Origin of the sequence: Salipiger abyssi (genome assembly GCF_001975705.1) — a bacterium.
Taxonomy (GTDB): domain Bacteria; phylum Pseudomonadota; class Alphaproteobacteria; order Rhodobacterales; family Rhodobacteraceae; genus Salipiger; species Salipiger abyssi.
In genome coordinates, this window is sequence record NZ_CP015093.1 from 1,710,952 (window position 1) to 1,730,085 (window position 19,134).

Consider the following 19,134-nt stretch of genomic DNA (forward strand, 5'->3'; position numbering starts at 1 on the left):
CCGGGTATCAGGCCCAGAGATGCCAGGCAAGCGTCAGCGCCGCGCCGAGCGCCAGCCCGCCGGCGCCCCAGCCCAGCCGCGCGGGCCAGGGATTGCGTTTGGGAGCGGTGTCGCCCTCGGCCTGGCGGATCAGCACCGCCTCGACCAGACCGGGCAGCCGCGGACCGAACCGGCCCAGAACCTTGGCGGTCAGCATCAGGTCGCGCGCCACCGCGCGCGGGCCGATGGAGGTCTTGATGTAGTCCTCGACCACCGGTTTCGCGGTATCCCAGATGTTCATATGCGGGTTGAGCGAGCGCGCGACGCCCTCGACCACCACCATGGTGCGTTGCAGCAGGATGAGCTCCGTCCGCGTCTCCATCCCAAAGCGCTCGGTCACCTCGAAAAGATAGGAGAGCAGCCGCGCCATCGAGATCCGTGTGGCATCCATGCCGAAAATCGGTTCGCCCACCGCCCTGAGCGCCCGGGCGAAAGCGTCGACATCGCGGTCGGCGGGCACATAGCCCGCCTCGAAATGCACCTCGGCGACGCGCTTGTAGTCGCGGCGAATGAATCCATAGAGGATCTCCGCATAAACCCGGCGGGTGTATTCGTCGATATGGCCCATGATGCCGAAATCATAGGCGATGATATCGCCGTTCGGCGCCACCTTGAGATTGCCCTGATGCATGTCGGCGTGGAAGAACCCGTCGCGCAGGGCGTGGTTGAGGAAGAGCTGAAGCACCCGTTCGCTGAGCAGCGCGCGGTCATGGCCCGCCGCGTCGATGGCGGCATTGTCGCCCAGCGACACGCCCTCGGCCCAGCTCATGGTCATCACCCGGCGACCCGACAGACCCCAGTTCACTTCCGGTAGCTGAAACCCCGCATCGCCCTTGGTATTGGCGGCGAACTCGCTGGCGGCGGCGGATTCGAGCCGCAGGTCGAGCTCGCCCATCACCACGCTTTCGAAATGCGCGATCACGTCGCGCGGCCGCAGCCGGCGCGAGGCGGGCGACAGGGTCTCGATCACATCGGCGGAGAAATAGAAGGCGTCGATATCGGTGCGGAAGGCGCGCTCGATCCCCGGGCGCAGCACCTTGACCGCCACGGTCTGACCGGTATCGGCGCGGCGCGCCTTGTGGACCTGCGCGATGGAGGCGGCGGCGACCGGTTCGCTGAACTCCGAGAACAGCTCGGAGACCGGCATGCCCAGCTCGTCCTCGATCTGCTTCTCGGCCTGCGCCACCGGGAAGGGCGGCAGTTTGTCCTGCAACACCCGAAGCTGATTGGCGAGATCCTCGCCCACCACGTCAGGCCGGGTCGAGAGGATCTGGCCGAACTTGATATAGGCCGGACCCAGCGCCGTGAGCGCGCGGGTGACGGGCGGCATCGACGGATCGCCCTCGATCCCCAGCCATTTGAACGGCCAGACGAGGGCGCGGTAGGCGATGCGCAGCGGGCGCGGCGCGTCGAGCGCGTCGAGAATGACCCCCATCGCGCCGGTGCGTTCCAGCGTGGCGCCGGTGCGGATCAGCCTCCAGATATTGTGCGGTCCGCGCATTCAGATCTTCCAGCCGGAATGCAGGCAGGCGATGCCCATGCTCAGGTTGCGATATTTCGCGTTCTCGAAGCCGGCGGCACGCACCATGCCGAGAAAGGTCTCCTGATCGGGGAACTTGCGGATCGATTCCACCAGATACTGATAGCTGTCGCGGTCGTTGGCGATGGCCTGGCCCATGCGTGGAATGATGTTGAAGGAATAGAGGTCATAGACCTTCTGCATCATGTCGTTGGGGATCTGGCTGAACTCCAGCACCATCAGCCGCCCGCCGGGTTTCAGCACGCGGAACGCCTCGTTCAGCGCCTCCTGCGGGCGGGTGACGTTCCGGATGCCGAAAGAGATCGTGTAGACGTCGAATGTGTTGTCGGCAAAGGGCAGGGCCATCGCGTCGCCGACCACCCAGTCGAGCTGATCGGCCATAGCGGCGGCTTCGGCGCGTTTGCGGCCCTCGACCAGCATCGGCTCGGTCAGGTCGAGCACGGTGGCATGGCCATGGCCCGCGCGTTTCAGGAAGCGGAAGGAGATATCCCCGGTGCCGCCCGCCACGTCGAGCAGGCGCTGGCCCGGGCGCGGCGCCAGCCAGTCCATCATCGCATCCTTCCAGATCCGGTGGATGCCAAAGGACATGGCGTCGTTCATCACGTCGTATTTCGATGCCACCGATCCAAAGACGCCCTGAACACGGCCCGCCTTTTCGCTCTCGGGGATATCGGCAAAGCCGAAATGCGTGGTTTTCTGAGTCTCGTCGCTCATGGATCTTGCCGTTTTGCTGCTGCACCTCCTTATAGAGCGCACAGGCCGCGCTGCAATGCGGCCCTTTGGAAGGAGAGCTCATGCCCGAACTGCCCGAGGTGGAAACCGTGCGCCGCGGACTGGCCCCGGTGATGGAAGGCCAGCGGATCGCGCTGGCGCGGGTGAACCGGCCCGATCTGCGCTGGCCCTTCCCCGAGCGCATGGCCGAGCGGCTCACCGGCGCGCGGGTGGAGCGGCTGCGGCGGCGCTCGAAATACATCCTGGCGGATCTCGACACCGGCGAAACCTTGCTGATTCACCTCGGTATGTCCGGGCGGATGCTGGTCTCGGGCGATGCGTTGGGCCGCTTCGTGCACGATCACCCGGCGCCGGAGAAGCACGATCACGTCGTCTTTGACATGGCGGACGGGGCGCGGGTGACCTTCAACGACCCGCGCCGCTTCGGGGCGATGGATCTGATGGGGACCGAGACCGCCGAGGCGCATCCGCTACTGGCGGCGCTGGGGCCGGAGCCGCTGGGCAACGCGTTCAGCGAATCCCATCTGGTCGCGGCGCTGAAAGGGCGCAACATGCCGGTGAAATCGGCGCTGCTCGATCAGAAAATCGTCGCCGGGCTGGGCAATATCTATGTCTGCGAGGCACTGTTTCGCGCCGGCATCCATCCGGGACGCCGCGTCAGCCGGATCTCGGAAAAGCGCCTGGCGGCGCTGGTTCCGGTCATCCGGCAGGTGCTGGCGGAGGCCATCGAGGCGGGCGGATCGAGCCTGCGCGACTTCCGCCAAGCCGATGGCGAGCTTGGATATTTCCAGCACAGCTTCGATGTTTACGGGCGCGAGGGGCAACCCTGCCGGACACCGGGATGCACAAATTCCGTGCATAGAATCGTGCAATCCGGGCGCTCGTCCTTCTACTGTCCGGGCTGTCAAAGATAGCTTGATTGCCCGTGACAAGGTGGTAAGGCTGCCCTTTGACGCTAACGGACGGGAGCCCGAAGTCATGGCCTATGAGACGATCATCGTCGAAATAGATGACCACGTCGCAACCATCACCCTCAATCGCCCGGACGCCCTGAATGCGCTCAACAGCCATCTGCTGGGTGAGCTGGCAAAGGCGCTGCCCGAGCTGGATGCGAACGACAAGGTGCGCTGCATCATCATCACGGGCTCGGCCAAGGCCTTTGCCGCTGGTGCCGATATCAAGGAGATGGCCGAGAAGAGCTTTGTCGATATGTATCTCGGCGATTTCTTCGAACCGGCCATGGATGCGGCGGTGCGCACCCGCAAGCCGGTGATCGCGGCGGTGTCGGGCTATGCGCTGGGCGGCGGCTGCGAGCTTGCGATGATGTGCGATTTCATCATTGCCACCGAGACCGCCAAGTTCGGCCAGCCCGAGATCAATCTGGGCGTGATCGCCGGTATGGGCGGCACCCAGCGGCTGACGCGCTATGTGGGCAAGGCCAAATCCATGGATATGCACCTGACCGGGCGCTTCATGGATGCCGAAGAGGCCGAACGCGCCGGGCTGGTGAGCCGCGTGGTTCCGGCCAAGCAGCTCATGGAAGAGACGCGCAAGGCCGCCGAGAAGATCGCCGAGAAATCGCTGCTTGCCAGCATTGCGGCGAAGCAGGCGGTCAACCGCGCCTATGAGACGACGCTCACCGAGGGCCTGCTCTTTGAGCGCCGGCTGTTCCAGTCGCTGTTCTCGACCGAGGACCAGAAAGAGGGCATGGCCGCCTTTCAGGAAAAACGCACCGCGCAGTTCCGCGACCGCTGAGCGGCCCTGCCCGGCAAGAGAGAAAAAGAAAACGGCCCGCCGGTACTGGCGGGCCGTTGGCGTTTTCGGAGATGCCGGAGTTCAGGCTTGCAGCGGCCCGCGCTTGGCGCGGATCGACGCCTGAATCGCCCGCCAGTCGCGGGCCTCGTCAACCTGACCGGCCTCTTCCTTTTCCCGCGCGCGCTGGGCCGCTTCGGCCTCGGCCCGTCCGCCGAGGCTGCGATACAGCGCCTGCGCATAGTGAGAAACCTGCATGGCGTTCATGTCTGAATCCTCCCTTTCAGTCAGAAACGATCTCCCGGAGCGACGCGCCGGGAGAGTCGCAGTCTAGCGCAAATGGGCGTATTTTCCCACCGCCGGGCGGAAAGACTTTGCATTTCCGTGAAATCCGGCTATGAAGCGCGCCGATATGCGCGTGATGCCCGCTCAGGCAAGATTCGGTCCGGCGACAACAGCCCGGGTCTGAGCTGTATTGCGCAAACCGATACCACAGACCCGAAACACAGACAGGACTGACTCATCATGGCAAATTCGCCCCAGGCCAAAAAACGCGCCACGCAGAACGCAACCCGCTTTGCGATCAACAAGGCGCGCCGGTCGCGCATCCGCACGCATCTCCGCAAAGTCGAAGAGGCCATCGCCTCGGGCGACAAGGAGGCCGCACAGGCCGCTCTGCGTGCCGCTCAGCCCGAGCTGATGCGCGGCGTGACCAAGGGCGTTTTCCACAAGAATACCGCTTCGCGCAAAATGTCCCGCCTGGCGTCGCGCGTGAAAGCGCTTGGCTGAAAAGCCACAACTTTCGAAAATCGAATAAGAGAAAGGCACCGCAATTTGTGGTGCCTTTTTCTTTTGCTGACACCGTATTTTGAGGTCTGCCTGTCCGGAGAGATTCTTTTGCCGGATTCCATGGAGTCAAGTTTGAAGTTCAGTTGCCGGGCTTCACACGGACTTGCTAACTTCACCCAGCGAGTCACATTGCTTGGGGGGACAGGCAAGCGGAGCTGGCCACATATTTTGTGGGATGTTTCCGCGGCTTCGGTGGTCTGCTGCATCAGCTGCCGAAACAGGGCGTCTGCCCTGCCAGTCCATAGTTCGAAATGCGCGGGTCGCGTCAGGTAGCTCCTTTGGAACGGGATGTCCGAAGGCTGTCCTGGCTGTTGCCTGTACGGAGTGCGCGGGATCTCCCGCCGCCCTCACTCATGCCGCTGCGGCATGAGGCGCGTTTCCTGTTCCCGGGCGCTGTGCCTCGACCGGGCTCCGGATCTTCCGGTGCCCTGGGACGATGACGAAAGAACATGGCAGATAGGCTTCGGAGCGGGGACAAATGACGAAGGAACAATGGGGCGCGTTGCAGGATCAGCTGAGCAGCACGATCGGGGAAAACAACTACAAGACCTGGATCAAACCCATAGAATTTAGCGGAATCGAGCCGGGAGGCGTGGCTGTCTTCAACGTGCCGACCAACTTCATCGGCAGCTACGTGTCGCAGAACTATGGCGATCTGCTGCTGGCAAAGCTCTCGATGCTGGATGCCGATGTGCGCCGGCTGAAATTCCAGGTCGCCAATATGGATGCCCGCCCGGCACAGCCGCGCCCCGCGCCGGCCGCGGCCCCGACGCCCCCGACGAACGACCTGCTGCCCGGCGCCCCGCTGGATGCCCGCTTCACCTTTGACAGCTTCGTCGTCGGCAAACCCAACGAGCTCGCCCACGCCGCGGCCAAGCGCGTCGGCGAGGGCGGTCAGGTCACCTTCAACCCGCTCTTCCTCTATGGCGGCGTCGGCCTCGGCAAGACCCACCTGATGCACGCCATCGCCTGGGAGCTGCGCACGCACCGCCCCGACCTGAACGTGCTCTACCTCTCCGCCGAGCAGTTCATGTACCGCTTCGTCCAGGCCCTGCGCGAACGCCGCATGATGGATTTCAAGGAGCTGTTCCGCTCGGTCGACGTGCTCATGGTCGACGACGTCCAGTTCATCGCCGGCAAGGACAGCACGCAGGAAGAGTTCTTCCACACGTTCAACGCGCTGGTCGACCAGAACAAGCAGATCATCATCTCGGCCGACCGCGCCCCCGACGAGATCAAGGATCTGGAAAACCGCATCCGCAGCCGTCTGCAATCGGGCCTCGTGGTCGATCTGCACCCGACCGATTACGAGCTGCGCCTCGGCATCCTGCAATCCAAGGTGCAGAACTACCGCGAGCAATACCCCTCGCTGCAACTCGATGACGGCATCCTGGAATTCCTCGCGCACCGCATCTCGACCAATGTCCGCGTGCTCGAAGGCGCGCTGACCCGGCTTTTCGCCTTTGCCTCGCTGGTCGGCCAGCCGATCACCATGGAGCTGACGCAGGACTGCCTCTCCGACGTGCTGCGCGCCTCGGACCGCAAGATCTCCATCGAGGAGATACAGCGCAAGGTGGCCGAGCACTACCATATCCGCCTCTCGGATCTCATCGGCCCCAAGCGGGTGCGCAACTTTGCCCGTCCGCGCCAGGTGGCGATGTATCTCTGCAAGCAGCTCACCGCGCGCTCGCTGCCCGAGATCGGCCGCCGCTTCGGCGGGCGCGACCACACCACCGTGATGCACGGGGTGAAGCGCATCGAGGAGCTGCGCAGCCAGGACAGCCAGATCGCCGACGACATCGAGTTGCTGCGCCGGGCGCTCGAAGCCTGAGTCTCTCTCACAACAATTCCGGTCGGGGCCGCCGCTGTGTGGCCCCATGGCCTTGACGCTGCCGGAAAACCGTCGGATCAATCGCTGAAACAGGGTTGGAGCAGCCGGGCCGAGGCGCTACGGTGCGCCTCCGGCATGTCGGAGGGATAGGGTGATGAAAGTCAGTATCGAACGGGCGACGCTGCTGAAAGCGGTCAGTCAGGCACAATCTGTTGTGGAGCGCCGCAACACCATTCCGATCCTCGCCAATGTGCTGATCGAGGCGGAGGGCGACACGGTGACTTTCCGCGCCACCGATCTCGATATCGAGGTGCTGGACAAGGCGCCCGCCATGGTGGAGCGCGCCGGCGCCACCACCGTCTCGGCGGTCACCCTGCACGAGATCGTCCGCAAACTGCCCGACGGCGCCATGGTCCAGCTCGCCGATGACGGCGCGGCGGGCCGGCTGACCGTCACCGCGGGCCGGTCGAATTTCAACCTCGCCACGTTGCCGAAGGAAGACTTTCCAGTGATGGCCTCGTCGGAATACAGCTCGAATTTCACTGCCAAGGCAGAGATGCTGCGCAAGCTCTTCGACAAGTCGAAATTCGCCATCTCGACGGAAGAGACCCGCTATTACCTCAATGGCGTCTACATGCATGTGGCCGACAGCGAAGACGGGCGCATGCTGCGCTGTGTCGCCACCGACGGCCACCGCCTCGCCCGCATCGACGCGCCCCTGCCCGCCGGCGCCGAGGAGATGCCCGGCGTGATCGTGCCGCGCAAGACGGTGGGCGAGCTGCGCAAGCTGCTCGACGAGGACGACATGGACATTGCCGTCTCGGTCTCGGAAACCAAGGTGCGCTTTGCCACGCCCGACATCACCCTGACCTCCAAGGTGATCGACGGCACCTTCCCGGATTATTCCCGCGTCATCCCCGCCGGCAACACCCGCCGGCTCGAGGTCGATGCCAGCGAATTCGCCAAGGCGGTGGACCGTGTCGCCACCGTCTCCTCTGAACGCTCGCGCGCGGTCAAGCTGCAACTCGACGAGGACCGGCTGGTGCTCTCGGTCAACGCCCCCGACAGCGGCGCCGCCGAGGAGGAGCTGGCGGTGGCCTATGGCGACGAGCCGCTGGAGATCGGCTTCAACGCGAAATACCTGCTGGAGATCGCCAGCCAGGTCGACCGAGAGAACGCCGTCTTCATGTTCAACTCCTCGGGCGACCCCACCCTGATGCGCGAAGGCAACGACACCAGCGCCGTCTATGTCGTGATGCCGATGCGGGTGTGACGCCGGCGCAAGCAGCATCAGGCGTTTGCCCGGGCGGCCATGCCGCATTGGAGTATTTGGAAAAAGATGAAGCTCAGGCGCGCGCTTTGTCTTTCATCTTTCTGAAAGTACTCCCCGACTCCCTTTGCGGCCAGTGCAACGCCGGAAGGCCTGGCGCATGAGCCTGTATCTCTCCCGTCTCACCCTCTCGCATTTCCGCTCGCACAAGCGCGCGGCGGTCGATGTGGATGCGCGGCCCGTGGCGATTTACGGGCCGAACGGCGCGGGCAAGACCAATCTCATCGAAGCCGTGTCGCTGCTTTCGCCCGGGCGCGGCATGCGGCGGGCCTCGGCGCAGGAGATGGCGCGGCGGCCGGAGGCGCTGGGCTGGAAGATCGGGGCGCTGCTGCACGGGCCCGAGGGCACGCATGAGATCGCCATTCGGTCGGAGGGCGGCGCCGCGCGACAGGTGGAGATCGACGGCAAGCCTGCGCCGCAGACCGCGCTGGGGCGGATTGCACGCGTGCTCTGGCTGATCCCGTCCATGGACCGGCTGTGGATCGAGGCGCCGGAGGGGCGGCGGCGCTTTCTCGACCGCATGACGCTGAGTTTCTTTCCCGACCACGCTGAGGCGTCGCTGGCCTATGAAAAGGCCATGCGCGAGCGCAACCGGCTGCTCAAGGAGCAGATCCGCGATGCGCATTGGTATGCCGCGCTCGAAGGGCAGATGGCCGCGAGCGGCGCCGCGATCCAGCGCAACCGGCAGGCGGCGCTCGACCGGCTGGCGCGGGCGCAGGAGGGGGCGGAGACCTCCTTTCCCACAGCCGAGCTGGCGCTGGTCTCGACCGAGGCGGATATCCCCGCGACCGAGGCGGATCTGCGCGCGGCGCTGGCCGAAAGCCGGTTTCGCGACATGGCTGCCGGACGCACGCTGATCGGGCCGCATCGCGCCGATCTCTACGGGGTCTTTGCCGCCAAGGGCGTGCCGGCCTCCGACTGTTCCACCGGCGAGCAGAAGGCGCTGCTCATTTCGCTGATCCTCGCCAATGCGCGGGCGCTTTCCGCCGAGGTCGGTGCGCCCCCCATTCTGCTGCTCGACGAGGTGGCGGCGCATCTCGATGCGAACCGCCGCGCGGCGCTTTACGACGAGATCTGCGCGCTGGGGGCGCAGGCCTGGATGACCGGAACGGGACCGGAACTTTTTGCCGAGCTGGGGCCGCGCGCGCAGCTTTTGCCGGTCTCGGAGGAGGATGGGCAATCCGTCGTTGAAAACCCCGTCGAATGACACCAAATCTTGTGTCATCGGCGTGACAAAGCCCCCGTTTCCCCTTATAAAACCAACAAAAATCGCAAAGGAAGGTCGCATGGCCGAGCCCGCAGGCGCTCCGCAGGAATACGGCGCGGATTCAATCAAGGTTCTCAAAGGCTTGGAGGCGGTGCGCAAACGCCCCGGCATGTATATCGGTGACACCGATGACGGCTCGGGCCTGCACCACATGGTCTATGAGGTCGTGGATAACGGCATCGACGAGGCCCTGGCGGGTCACGCCGATTTCGTGCGCGTGAAAATCCACGCCGACAACAGCGTTTCCGTGCGCGACAACGGCCGGGGCATCCCGGTCGACATGCATGCCGAAGAGGGCGTCTCGGCGGCCGAGGTCATCATGACCCAGCTGCACGCGGGCGGGAAGTTCGACCAGAACTCCTACAAGGTCTCGGGCGGTCTGCACGGCGTCGGCGTGTCGGTGGTGAACGCGCTCTCGGTCTGGCTGGAGCTGCGCATCTGGCGCAATGGCAAGGAGCACTACGCCAAGTTCTCCCATGGCGAGACGGTCGAGCATCTGCGTGTGATCGGCGATGCGCCCGGCGAGAGCGGCACTGAGGTGCGCTTTCTCGCCTCTACCGAGACGTTCAGCAATCTCGATTACGATTTCGCGACGCTGGAAAAGCGCCTGCGCGAGCTGGCCTTCCTGAATTCCGGCGTACGCATCATCCTCGAAGACGAGCGCCCCGCCGAGCCGCTCAGCACAGAGCTGTACTATGATGGCGGCGTGAAGGAATTCGTCAAATATCTCGACCGCTCCAAGCAGGCGATGATGCCGGAGCCGATCCACATGGTCGGCGAAAAGGACGGCATCGGGGTCGAGGTCGCCATGTGGTGGAACGACAGCTACCACGAGAACGTGCTGCCCTTCACCAACAACATCCCGCAGCGCGACGGCGGCACCCATATGGCGGGCTTTCGCGGCGCGCTGACCCGCACGCTCACGCGCTATGCCACCGATAGCGGCATCGCCAAGAAGGAGAAGGTCAGCTTCACCGGCGACGATGCCCGCGAGGGTCTGACCTGCGTGCTGTCGGTCAAGGTGCCCGATCCGAAATTCTCCAGCCAGACCAAGGACAAGCTGGTCAGTTCCGAGGTGCGGCCCGCGGTCGAGAACCTGGTGAATGAAAAGCTGAGCGAGTGGTTCGAGGAACACCCCGGCGAGGCGAAGATCATCGTCGGCAAGATCGTCGAGGCGGCGCTCGCCCGCGAGGCCGCGCGCAAGGCGCGCGAGCTGACGCGGCGCAAGAACCCGATGGATGTGAACTTCCTCGCGGGCAAGCTCAAGGACTGCTCGGAAAAGGATCCGTCCAAGACCGAGCTCTTCATCGTCGAGGGCGACTCCGCCGGCGGTTCGGCGCAGACCGGGCGCGACCGGGGCACGCAGGCGATCCTGCCGCTCAAGGGCAAGATCCTGAACGTGGAGCGCGCGCGGTTCGACCGGATGCTCGGCAGCCAGGAAATCGGTAACCTGGTGATGGCGCTCGGCACCGGCATCGGCCGCGACGAGTTCAATATCGACAAGCTGCGCTATCACAAGATCATCCTGATGACCGACGCCGATGTCGACGGCGCGCATATCCGGACGCTGCTGCTGACCTTCTTCTACCGGCAGATGCCGGAGCTGATCGAGGGCGGCTATCTCTATATCGCGCAGCCGCCGCTCTACAAGGTCGCGCGCGGCAAGTCCGAGGTCTATGTGAAGGACCAGGGGGCGCTGGACGATTATCTCATCCAGCAGGGTGTGGAGGGCGCGCATCTGACGCTGGGCACCGGCGAGGTGATCGCCGGGCAGGATCTGGTGCGGGTGATCGACGAGGCGCGGCAGCTCAAGCGCGTGCTCGATGCCTTCCCCACCCATTACCCGCGCCACATTCTGGAACAGGCGGCGGTGGCCGGGGCCTTTGTGCCCGGCGCGGTGGATTCCGATCTTCAGGGCGTCGCCGACCGGGTGGCGCAGCGGCTCGATCTGATCGCGGTGGAATACGAAAAGGGCTGGCAGGGCCGCATCACCCAGGATCGCGGCATCCGTCTGGCCCGCATCCTGCGCGGTGTCGAAGAGGTCCGCACGCTGGACGGGTCGATGCTGCGCTCGGGCGAGGCGCGCAAGACCGGCAGCTTCACGCAGGCGCTGCAAGCGGTCTATGCGACCCCCGCGACGCTGGAACGCAAGGAGCGCCGGCAGGGCATCTATGGCCCGCTCGGTCTGTTGCAGGCGATCCTCGAAGAGGGCGAAAAAGGCCTGAGCCTTCAGCGCTACAAGGGGCTGGGCGAGATGAACCCGGGCCAGCTCTGGGAAACCACGCTCGATCCGGACGCGCGGACGCTGCTTCAGGTGCGCATCGACGACATGGCCGAGGCGGACGACATCTTTACCAAGCTGATGGGCGACGTGGTCGAGCCGCGCCGCGACTTCATCCAGCAGAACGCGCTGAGCGTGGAGAATCTCGACTTCTGAGATAGCGGTGGGCAGGATTGCCCACCCTACACCCGCCCCGCCGGTCAGGGCGCCGGCAGATCGGCCTCGGCGCTTTGACGCGCGATGCTGTCGGCGATCAGGGCCGGCGTATCGGCCCAGGAGATGAAGGGCGGCAGCACCGGCCCTTCAAATCCGGCGGCGGCCAGTGCGACCGGCACGTCATGCGCCATATGCCCGGATTCCTGCGCGAAATAGGGCAGGCAGATTGCCTGCCCCAGCCCCTGCGCCACATCCTTGAGAAAGGGTGGCTCTTCGATAAAGCCGGTGCGCGTGGTAACGAAGCCGAGCCGGGAATGCAGCGCGCGGGTGAAAGCATAGGCGCTGTCGGCGCTGGTGCGCGAGACCGCGCTGCCATGCGCTGCGACCACCAGCGCGGTGTCTTCCGCACGCCAGGAGCGCATTGCCAGCATCGCCTGCAATTCCCGCTGGGCGCAGGTCACAAGATCGGGCTCGACACCAAACGGATCGAGCATGCGCAGACCCATGGCGCGCGCCTTCTTGGCCAGAACCTGCCCGGTAAACCATCCCCGCGCCATGAAAAACGGGTAGATCAACGGCTTGCCAAGTTCGGCAATCGCCGCCTCAAGCCGACCCTTGGCCGCCAGCGTCGCCCCCTGAACGCGCCAGTCGGTCATGCGGGCGCCGACCCGCGCCGCCAGCGCGCGCAGCGCGGCCTCCTGCGACTCCGGGTCGGAGGGACTGCCATGGGCGACGATCAGGGCGGAATGCGAAAATTCCGAAGAGTGAGTCATGATGGGTGACCCCTTGGTGAGCTTGCAGCGCGAATGGAAAAACTGACGTTCCTCAGCGTCAGGTCGATGCTAGACGATTCGTCCGGGCGCGTCGCCCCGCCGAAGATCATTTTCCCGAGGGTTTCCGCCGGCAGGCTTGTGACGCCCGCGCGATGAGCGGTCATATGGAACCGCGCGGGGGATTGATGCGTTTTAAACCGCGGACCACTTTGGAGGAGTCCGATATGGCACATCATCAGAAATCTACCGAACATGATTCCGCACATCCGCATGATGTGCGCGCGGGTCCGGGCGATGCCGGCGCGATGGACCGGCCCGAACACCTTCCCGAAAGCAAGGAGGATCGCCGCGAGGGCCGGAGTGCAACCACTCTGTTTCTTTGGCTGCTCGCCGCCGGCGTGCTTCTCGTCCTTCTGCTGAACTGGGCGGCGCTGATCTGAGGTAGAATGCAGGATCAGACGATCCCCAGTACGCTCAGCGGCACGAAAACCGCCAGACAGATCGCCATGCTGCCCAACAGCGCAAAAAGCCCGTCCCGCGCCAGCAGGGCCGTGGCCATCAGCAGTACCGCGCCGCCGAGCAGCGATGATGAGAACGGCACCAGTTCGAGAAAGGGCATCACCGCGCCGCAAAGAAAACAGAGAAGCTGGAGCCATTTGCGAAACGGTGCCGAGGTCAGCATACGAAACCGGCGTTTGGAATGCGCATCGATCCAGTCGCTCACATAGCGCAACTTGCCAAGCGCAGTTTGCGCCGTCGCACCATCCATCTGTTGCCGCAACAATATATCGGGCAACCAGAGATGGTTGCGTGAAAACAGCATCTGCGCCGAGATGAACGCGATGCTGAGTCCGCAGATCGTTGAAAACAGGGGAATTCCCGAGAGTGGTGAGACCACCAGCAGCGCCGGGACCATCAGCGCGGGCAGAAAAGAGCTTTCGCCGAACACTTCCAGAAGCGCGCGCAGGGGAACGCGGTCGCGGTCGACGGCCAACTGTAGCCGGTCGACGATCTCTCCCACCGGGCGCGGCCGGTCCTGCGCTGTCATCTGGAAGGCCCCTTTCTGCCTGCTCTTCTGAGAACGCCGGGACGGCTGCGGCGGTTCCCGTGCCCGCCTCGCTGCGCGTGCGAAAAAGCGCGGGCGCAGCGATTTTCTTGGTGCTAGGGTCTGCCGGGTGGCCGGCGCGAATCCGGTGCAACCCAAGGGGGTCCGCTTGGCCAAAAGCCGGGGACAGAACAGCGTAACCTGGAGAGCCCGGCCGGGCGTGGTGACCCGCGCCGTGCTGAGCCACGGGCTCATCCTTTCCGCGATTTTCCTGCCGCCTACAGCGCTTGCGCTGATCGAGGGGGAGCTGGAGCTGGCCGCGATGACTGGCGCCGCTGCGGCGCTCTGCATCGGTGCCGGGCTCGCGGGGCGGCGCCTGAAGCCGCCGCATGATCTGCGCGCCATCGAGGCGGTCTGCACCCTCGTGATCCTGTTTCTCTGTGCCGCCGTGCTGCCTGTACCGGCCTTTCAGGTGCTGGGGCTCGGCCCGCTCGATGCGCTCTTCGAGTCGGTCTCGGGCATCACGTCCACCGGGCTTTCGGTGGCCGGCGATATCTATGACTGGCCGCTGGCGGGCCATCTGCTGCGCGGCTGGCTGCTCTGGTGCGGCGGCTTTGCCATCGCGGTGGCGGGCAGCGCGCTGATCCTCGGGCCGGGCAATGTGGCGCAGGCCATGGGCGAGGCGGGGATCGAGGAGCGCGACATTCTTTCCTCCACCCGTACCCAGGCCCGGGCGCTGCTCTGGGTCTATTCGATCATCACCCTGGTCTCGATCCTGGCGCTGCGCCCGGTGATGCCGAACTGGTGGGAATCGGCGATGATCGCGCTCTCGGCGGTCTCCACCGGCGGGTTCTCGCCGCGCGCGGATTCGCTTGCTTCCTATTCCACCGCGGCGCAGGTGGTGACCATGATTGCCTGTCTCGCCACCTCCGTCTCGCTGCTCTTCTATGTCTATACCAAGCGGCACGGGCTGCGCGCCGCCTGGACCAAGAGCAACGCGCGCGCGGTGCTGGGCACGGCGCTTGCCGGCAGCCTGCTGGTCGTGGCGCTGCTCTTGATCGACGGGGTCTATCAGCCGCTGACGCTGTTGCAGACCGCGCTGAATTTCGTCTCGGGCATGACCACCGCCGGGTTTTCGGTGGCGCCGGTGATCGACTATCCGCCGCTGGTGGCGCTGGTGCTGGCGGGGATGTTCGTGGGCGGGGGCATCGGCTCGACCGCCGGCGGCATCAAGATCGACCGCGCGCTTCTATTGGCGAAAAGCGTGCGGCTGACGCTGACCCGTCTGCGCGCGCCGGCCCGCGCGGTGACCAATCTCACCGAGCGCGGCCGCGAGATCGCGCAGGACCGCATCGTCGCCATCGCGGCGGTGCTGTTCTGCTATGTGGCCTTTGCCTTCGTCTTCTGGCTGATCTTCATCGCCTCGGGGATCGACGCGCTGCATGCCAGCTTCGAGATCATCTCGGCGCAATCCACCGCCGGGCTGTCGGTGGGTGTGTCGGAGCCGGCGTTGGCGCCACATCTCAAGGCGACGCTGATCGCCGCAATGCTGCTTGGGCGGCTGGAATTCGTCGCGCTGATCGCGGCGCTGTCGCCCGCAACCTGGAGAAAAAGGAGCTGAACCATGCGTGTGGTGATCGTGGGAGCCTCCCGTTTCGGCACCTCCACGGCGCAGGAGCTGCTGGAGAACGGGCACGAGGTCGTGCTGGTCGACGAAAACCCCGAGCGGCTCAAGGCGGCGCGGGAATATCTCGATTGCGGCATGGTCGAGGGCGACGGCTCGCTGCCGACGGTGCAGCGCGACGCCTTTGGCGACCATGCGGATGCGCTGGTGCTGCTGACCAATATGGACGATGTGAACATCCTCTCGGCGGTGGTGGGCCGGTCGGTCGGCTTCCCCCGCGTGGTGCCGCAGATCGTGCGGCCGGAGCTAGTCAGCGTCTGCGAAGAGCTGGGGCTGACCGATCTCATCACTCCGCATGCGACTGTGGCGCGCTCGATCGTGCGCGTGGTCGAGGGCGGCGCCGAGGCGGCGCTGGACCTGCGCCACTACAAGGGCGTGCAGGTGCTGGGCTACAAGATCGGCAATCGCTGCCATGGCTGGACCGCGTCAGATTTCGAGCTGCCCGAGCAGGCGCGCATCATCGGATTGGCGCGCGGCAAGGACGAGGCGGATTTCGTCTTCGATATCGAAGAGCTGCGCGAGGGTGACAAGCTGATCCTCGTTGCCTCGCCCAAGGCGCATGCCAAGCTCGATGCGATCTTCGCCGAACCTGACCTGCCTGGTGACGAGGCCAACGGGGCGGCATAGCGCTGAGCGGATTCAGAGCCCGAGGAACGACAGAAGCAGCGGCAGGAGCGACCAGAGCAAGCCGGAAAAACCCGGCTCCGGGATCTCGATTTCCTCCTCCTTGTCGCCGCTTTCGTCCGCGTCTGCATCCCTACCGGCGTCGAGCATCGGCACGCCGGCGAGCGAGGTCGGTGCGTCGGTGGTGCCATTGTCCTCATGGTCGAAAAGGTCGGGGCGAAAATCCAGCCCGGGAGCGCTTCCCTCGGTTTTCGATTCGAGGTCCCTCGCGCTTGCAGCCTCTTCCGTCGAGGTTTCGCGCTCGGCGGCGGGCCTTTCGGAGATGCCGTCGGTATCGACGATTGGGTCTGGGACAAGGTCCGGTACGGTGTCGTCGCGCGTCTCCAGTACTGAAAGAGCGTCGGAAAAGGCAGCGGTCGGCTTGAAATCCGAGATCGTCACTTCAAGGATTTCGCCCCTGTCCAGTTCCGCATTGATGTAGCCATCTATAAAGACCTCTTCGGGATCGAGCTCTTCCAGAACGGCGGTGGCGCTGTTGGATCCGGGCGCGTCGCCCTGCTCGACCCCCAGCCGCCGGGCGCCGACGGTTTCGGCGCCGTGGAACAGCTGCGCCGTGTCGATCAGCGTTTCCGAGGGCACTTGCGCGGTGGACGCGATATAGAAGGTCACCTCGCCGTCGCCGTAAAAGCCGTGCAGATCCACATTGGGCAGTTCCGCCTCGGTTTCCCTGGGATCGGCGGCGTTGAAATCGAGCATGGTCTTGCCGGGCAGTTCCTGCGACATCATCGCGAAAAACCGCCCCGCCGGAGAGAGCGCATCGTGGCTGTGGCCGGTGCTGAGCGCATTGTCGGAGTTTTGCAGCATCGGCCAGACATGCGCCTGATCGACCCCGGCACGGGCGAACTCCTCGGTCATGTTCAGCATCTCTTGTGCCTGGAACAGGCCGTAATCCTCGTCACGGTCGAAATGGCCGGTATGTCCGGACTGGTTCCATTCGGTCACATAGGTCTCGAGCTCGGCAAAGCGCGGATCTTCGCCCCAGGTCTCTGAAATCGCATCGAGCATCAGGCTACGCTGGCCGTCGACCGCCGGTTCCTTGGAATAGACATGGCCCGCGATGGCATCGACCGCCTCGGTTTCCGGCGGCTCGTCGAAATAGGACATGACGATGTGGTTGTTGACCTCGATCCAGTTCACATCGCCATTGCCGCGGATCACCTCGCCGTCGAGCTCCAGATCGTAGCGCGTGTTGAGATCGTCGAGGATCTCGGTCGCGCTTGCCGCGGTCTGATAGTCCTCATCCAGCGAGGACACCCCGAAATTTGTGCCCATCTGCACGACGATCTCGACCCAGGCTGCCTGCGGGTGAGCGCCGGAAAGCCCGGCAAGCTCGTCATCCACGATGCGGGCGATCTCGCTGGCGACGCGGCCGTATTCGGCCGCGCTCATCAACCCGCTACCCCAGTATTCATTGCCGATCTCGAAGGCCTGGATCTCTGCCTCGCCATAGGTGCCGCTGACGGTATCGTGCACGAAGCTGCGCAGCGCCTCCTCATCGACCTCGGCATAGCGGTCGCCATTGGCGTCGCGATCTTCGGAGAGCTGATCGCGGGTCGGGATCACCAGCGTGACCGGCAGATCATGCGCCTCTGCGAAGCCGAAAAAATCGGAGATTGCGATGAAGTCGCGGCTTTCGCCGGTGTCGCGGTGGTACACAGTCGCGGCATCCGGGTTGGCGATGTCGAAATACACCTCGGTCAGCGAACCGCCGGGATATCGCATCGCGGTGACGCCCAGCTCCTCGACCAGCGTGGAGAGGCGCGCCTCCTCCTCCAGCGAGTCGCGATGCGCGAGGATGTTGGCGCCGAAGAGATCGGCGCCGATGGGTTCGGACAGTCCTGACAGGTGCAGCGGCGGCATGAAAGAAGGCTCCGGTTTCGGTGTTTGCCCCCAAGGCTGCCGCCGGAGAATTAATTCGATGTTAGAAACAATTCCTGTTCATGGGGTCATTGTAAGAAATGTAAGAACGATTTGAATCGCCCTGAGCCGGTTCCACGGGAACCAAAATGCCGTAGCAGCCGTTGTCTCGGCATGACCAGACCAGCCATCGTCTCCGACCCCGTGCTGCGCGTCTCGATGGCCATTCTGGCGGCGGGCGCGCTCGTGGTCGCGTTGAAGCTCGCTCAGGACATCTTTGCGCCGCTCATGCTGGCCATCGTTGTCGGCGTGATCTTTTCACCGCTGGCCGACCGAATGGAGCGGCTCGGCCTGCCGCGCGGCGCCGTGGCACTTTTGCTGATTGTAGCGATATTCTTTGCCGCCGCCGCGCTCGCTTTTATGGTCGAGCCTTACATCACCACGGTCATCGACCGGCTGCCCTCGATCAAATACGAGTTACGCAAGCTGATGTTCGAGTATCGCGGGCTGATCCAGGGGCTTGGCGAGGTCAATCGTGAGGTCGAGCAGGCGTTCGGTCAGGGCGCCACCGAGGGCGATATGGCCGATATGCCCAGCATGACCGATGCGATCTTTCTCGCGCCGGTCATTGTGGCGCAGATGCTGATCTTTCTCGGCGGTCTCTTCTTCTTCCTTCTGACGCGCAGCGATATCTATCGCTGGATGTCGACGCGGATCGGCTCGGGCAGCGACACGCCGGTGATCCTCGAACGGTTCTGCGCCGCCGAACATACGGTGTCGCGCTATTTCGCGGCGATCTCGGTCATCAATGCCGGGCTCGGCCTTGCGGTCGGCGCCGCGCTGATCGCCATCGGCGTGCCCGGCGCGGTGGTCTGGGGCATCGCGGCGGCGCTGCTGAACTTCGTGCTCTATCTTGGCCCGGCCTCGGTCGCCGCAGGCCTGCTGCTTTCGGGGATCGTGAACTTCGACGGGCTCATGAGCTTTGCGCCGATGGCGATCTTTCTGGCGCTCAACCTCACCGAGGCGCAGTTCGTGACCCCGGGACTTGTGGGCAAGCACATGCGCATCAACCCGTTCCTGATCTTCGTCTCGCTGGTGTTCTGGCTGTGGCTCTGGGGGCCCTTGGGCGGCATCGTGGCGATTCCGGTGACGCTGATCCTGCTACGGCTCTTCGACATACTCGGAGACCGCCCGAACGGACGCACCACGCTTCGCGCCGCCTGAGAGGGCGGCGCCTTTTTTTCTCTCACCAAAACGCGCGCAAAGAAAAACCCCGCTCTCCGGGAAAGAGAGCGGGGCAAAGGTACGCGTGCC

The 19,134-nt window shown here is 64.6% G+C and carries 17 protein-coding genes; 11 read left to right on the forward strand and 6 right to left on the reverse strand.

Annotated elements, in window-relative coordinates:
* Positions 1 to 7: 7 nt before the first annotated feature.
* Positions 8 to 1,540, reverse strand: coding sequence for a 2-polyprenylphenol 6-hydroxylase (gene ubiB, locus Ga0080574_RS11855; RefSeq protein WP_076699225.1), 1,533 nt, complete (start codon positions 1,538 to 1,540; stop codon positions 8 to 10).
* Entirely contained in the window at positions 1,541 to 2,293 is a 753-nt protein-coding gene (ubiE, locus tag Ga0080574_RS11860; protein WP_076699228.1) for a bifunctional demethylmenaquinone methyltransferase/2-methoxy-6-polyprenyl-1,4-benzoquinol methylase UbiE, read from the reverse strand.
* 80 nt (positions 2,294 to 2,373) lie between these two features.
* Here ubiE and mutM point away from each other — a divergent pair, with 80 nt between their 5' ends.
* Entirely contained in the window at positions 2,374 to 3,225 is an 852-nt protein-coding gene (mutM, locus tag Ga0080574_RS11865; protein ID WP_076699231.1) for a bifunctional DNA-formamidopyrimidine glycosylase/DNA-(apurinic or apyrimidinic site) lyase, read from the forward strand.
* A gap of 64 nt (positions 3,226 to 3,289) precedes the next feature.
* On the forward strand, positions 3,290 to 4,066 hold the full coding sequence (locus Ga0080574_RS11870; protein WP_076699234.1) for an enoyl-CoA hydratase: 777 nt from the start codon (positions 3,290 to 3,292) through the stop codon (positions 4,064 to 4,066).
* Positions 4,067 to 4,147: 81 nt separating this feature from the next.
* Here Ga0080574_RS11870 and Ga0080574_RS11875 read toward each other — a convergent pair whose 3' ends face one another.
* The gene (locus Ga0080574_RS11875) at positions 4,148 to 4,330 is read right to left on the reverse strand and encodes a hypothetical protein (protein ID WP_076699236.1); all 183 of its coding nucleotides are present in this window, start codon (positions 4,328 to 4,330) and stop codon (positions 4,148 to 4,150) included.
* Between the two features lie 258 nt (positions 4,331 to 4,588).
* Here Ga0080574_RS11875 and rpsT point away from each other — a divergent pair, with 258 nt between their 5' ends.
* The 5 genes from rpsT to gyrB all read left to right on the forward strand — a co-directional run bounded on the left by rpsT (position 4,589) and on the right by gyrB (position 11,777).
* Positions 4,589 to 4,852: a 30S ribosomal protein S20 gene (gene rpsT, locus Ga0080574_RS11880; protein ID WP_076699239.1), complete on the forward strand. Its 264-nt coding sequence runs from the start codon at positions 4,589 to 4,591 to the stop codon at positions 4,850 to 4,852.
* Between the two features lie 538 nt (positions 4,853 to 5,390).
* Entirely contained in the window at positions 5,391 to 6,743 is a 1,353-nt protein-coding gene (gene dnaA, locus Ga0080574_RS11885; protein WP_076699242.1) for a chromosomal replication initiator protein DnaA, read from the forward strand.
* A 154-nt stretch (positions 6,744 to 6,897) separates the two neighbouring features.
* Complete coding sequence (dnaN, locus tag Ga0080574_RS11890) at positions 6,898 to 8,016, forward strand: DNA polymerase III subunit beta (protein WP_076699244.1); 1,119 nt, start codon at positions 6,898 to 6,900, stop codon at positions 8,014 to 8,016.
* 157 nt (positions 8,017 to 8,173) lie between these two features.
* Positions 8,174 to 9,280, forward strand: coding sequence for a DNA replication/repair protein RecF (recF, locus tag Ga0080574_RS11895; protein WP_076699246.1), 1,107 nt, complete (start codon positions 8,174 to 8,176; stop codon positions 9,278 to 9,280).
* A 79-nt stretch (positions 9,281 to 9,359) separates the two neighbouring features.
* A complete protein-coding gene (gene gyrB, locus Ga0080574_RS11900; protein WP_076699249.1) occupies positions 9,360 to 11,777 on the forward strand; it encodes a DNA topoisomerase (ATP-hydrolyzing) subunit B in 2,418 nt (805 codons plus the stop codon).
* A gap of 44 nt (positions 11,778 to 11,821) precedes the next feature.
* Here the strand turns inward: gyrB and Ga0080574_RS11905 are convergent, their stop codons facing one another.
* On the reverse strand, positions 11,822 to 12,550 hold the full coding sequence (locus tag Ga0080574_RS11905; protein ID WP_076699252.1) for a CbiX/SirB N-terminal domain-containing protein: 729 nt from the start codon (positions 12,548 to 12,550) through the stop codon (positions 11,822 to 11,824).
* A gap of 164 nt (positions 12,551 to 12,714) precedes the next feature.
* Between Ga0080574_RS11905 and Ga0080574_RS11910 the strand changes: the two genes are divergently transcribed.
* Complete coding sequence (locus Ga0080574_RS11910) at positions 12,715 to 12,990, forward strand: hypothetical protein (protein WP_237219369.1); 276 nt, start codon at positions 12,715 to 12,717, stop codon at positions 12,988 to 12,990.
* A 14-nt stretch (positions 12,991 to 13,004) separates the two neighbouring features.
* On the opposite strand, the gene Ga0080574_RS11915 is transcribed toward Ga0080574_RS11910, so the two are convergent.
* Positions 13,005 to 13,598, reverse strand: a complete 594-nt coding sequence (locus Ga0080574_RS11915) for an exopolysaccharide biosynthesis protein (protein WP_076699257.1) — start codon at positions 13,596 to 13,598, stop codon at positions 13,005 to 13,007.
* 217 nt (positions 13,599 to 13,815) lie between these two features.
* Here Ga0080574_RS11915 and Ga0080574_RS11920 point away from each other — a divergent pair, with 217 nt between their 5' ends.
* Together Ga0080574_RS11920 and Ga0080574_RS11925 are read left to right on the forward strand one after the other, a co-directional pair.
* Complete coding sequence (locus tag Ga0080574_RS11920) at positions 13,816 to 15,216, forward strand: TrkH family potassium uptake protein (RefSeq protein ID WP_083716829.1); 1,401 nt, start codon at positions 13,816 to 13,818, stop codon at positions 15,214 to 15,216.
* A 3-nt stretch (positions 15,217 to 15,219) separates the two neighbouring features.
* Positions 15,220 to 15,906 carry a potassium channel family protein gene (locus tag Ga0080574_RS11925; protein WP_076699263.1) on the forward strand — a complete coding sequence of 229 codons (687 nt, stop codon included), beginning with the start codon at positions 15,220 to 15,222 and terminating at the stop codon, positions 15,904 to 15,906.
* Between the two features lie 12 nt (positions 15,907 to 15,918).
* Here the strand turns inward: Ga0080574_RS11925 and Ga0080574_RS11930 are convergent, their stop codons facing one another.
* Positions 15,919 to 17,823 (reverse strand): hypothetical protein, encoded by a 1,905-nt coding sequence (locus Ga0080574_RS11930; RefSeq protein WP_076699266.1) that lies wholly within the window; start codon positions 17,821 to 17,823, stop codon positions 15,919 to 15,921.
* 171 nt (positions 17,824 to 17,994) lie between these two features.
* Between Ga0080574_RS11930 and Ga0080574_RS11935 the strand changes: the two genes are divergently transcribed.
* Complete coding sequence (locus Ga0080574_RS11935) at positions 17,995 to 19,044, forward strand: AI-2E family transporter (protein WP_076699269.1); 1,050 nt, start codon at positions 17,995 to 17,997, stop codon at positions 19,042 to 19,044.
* Positions 19,045 to 19,134 lie beyond the last annotated feature (90 nt).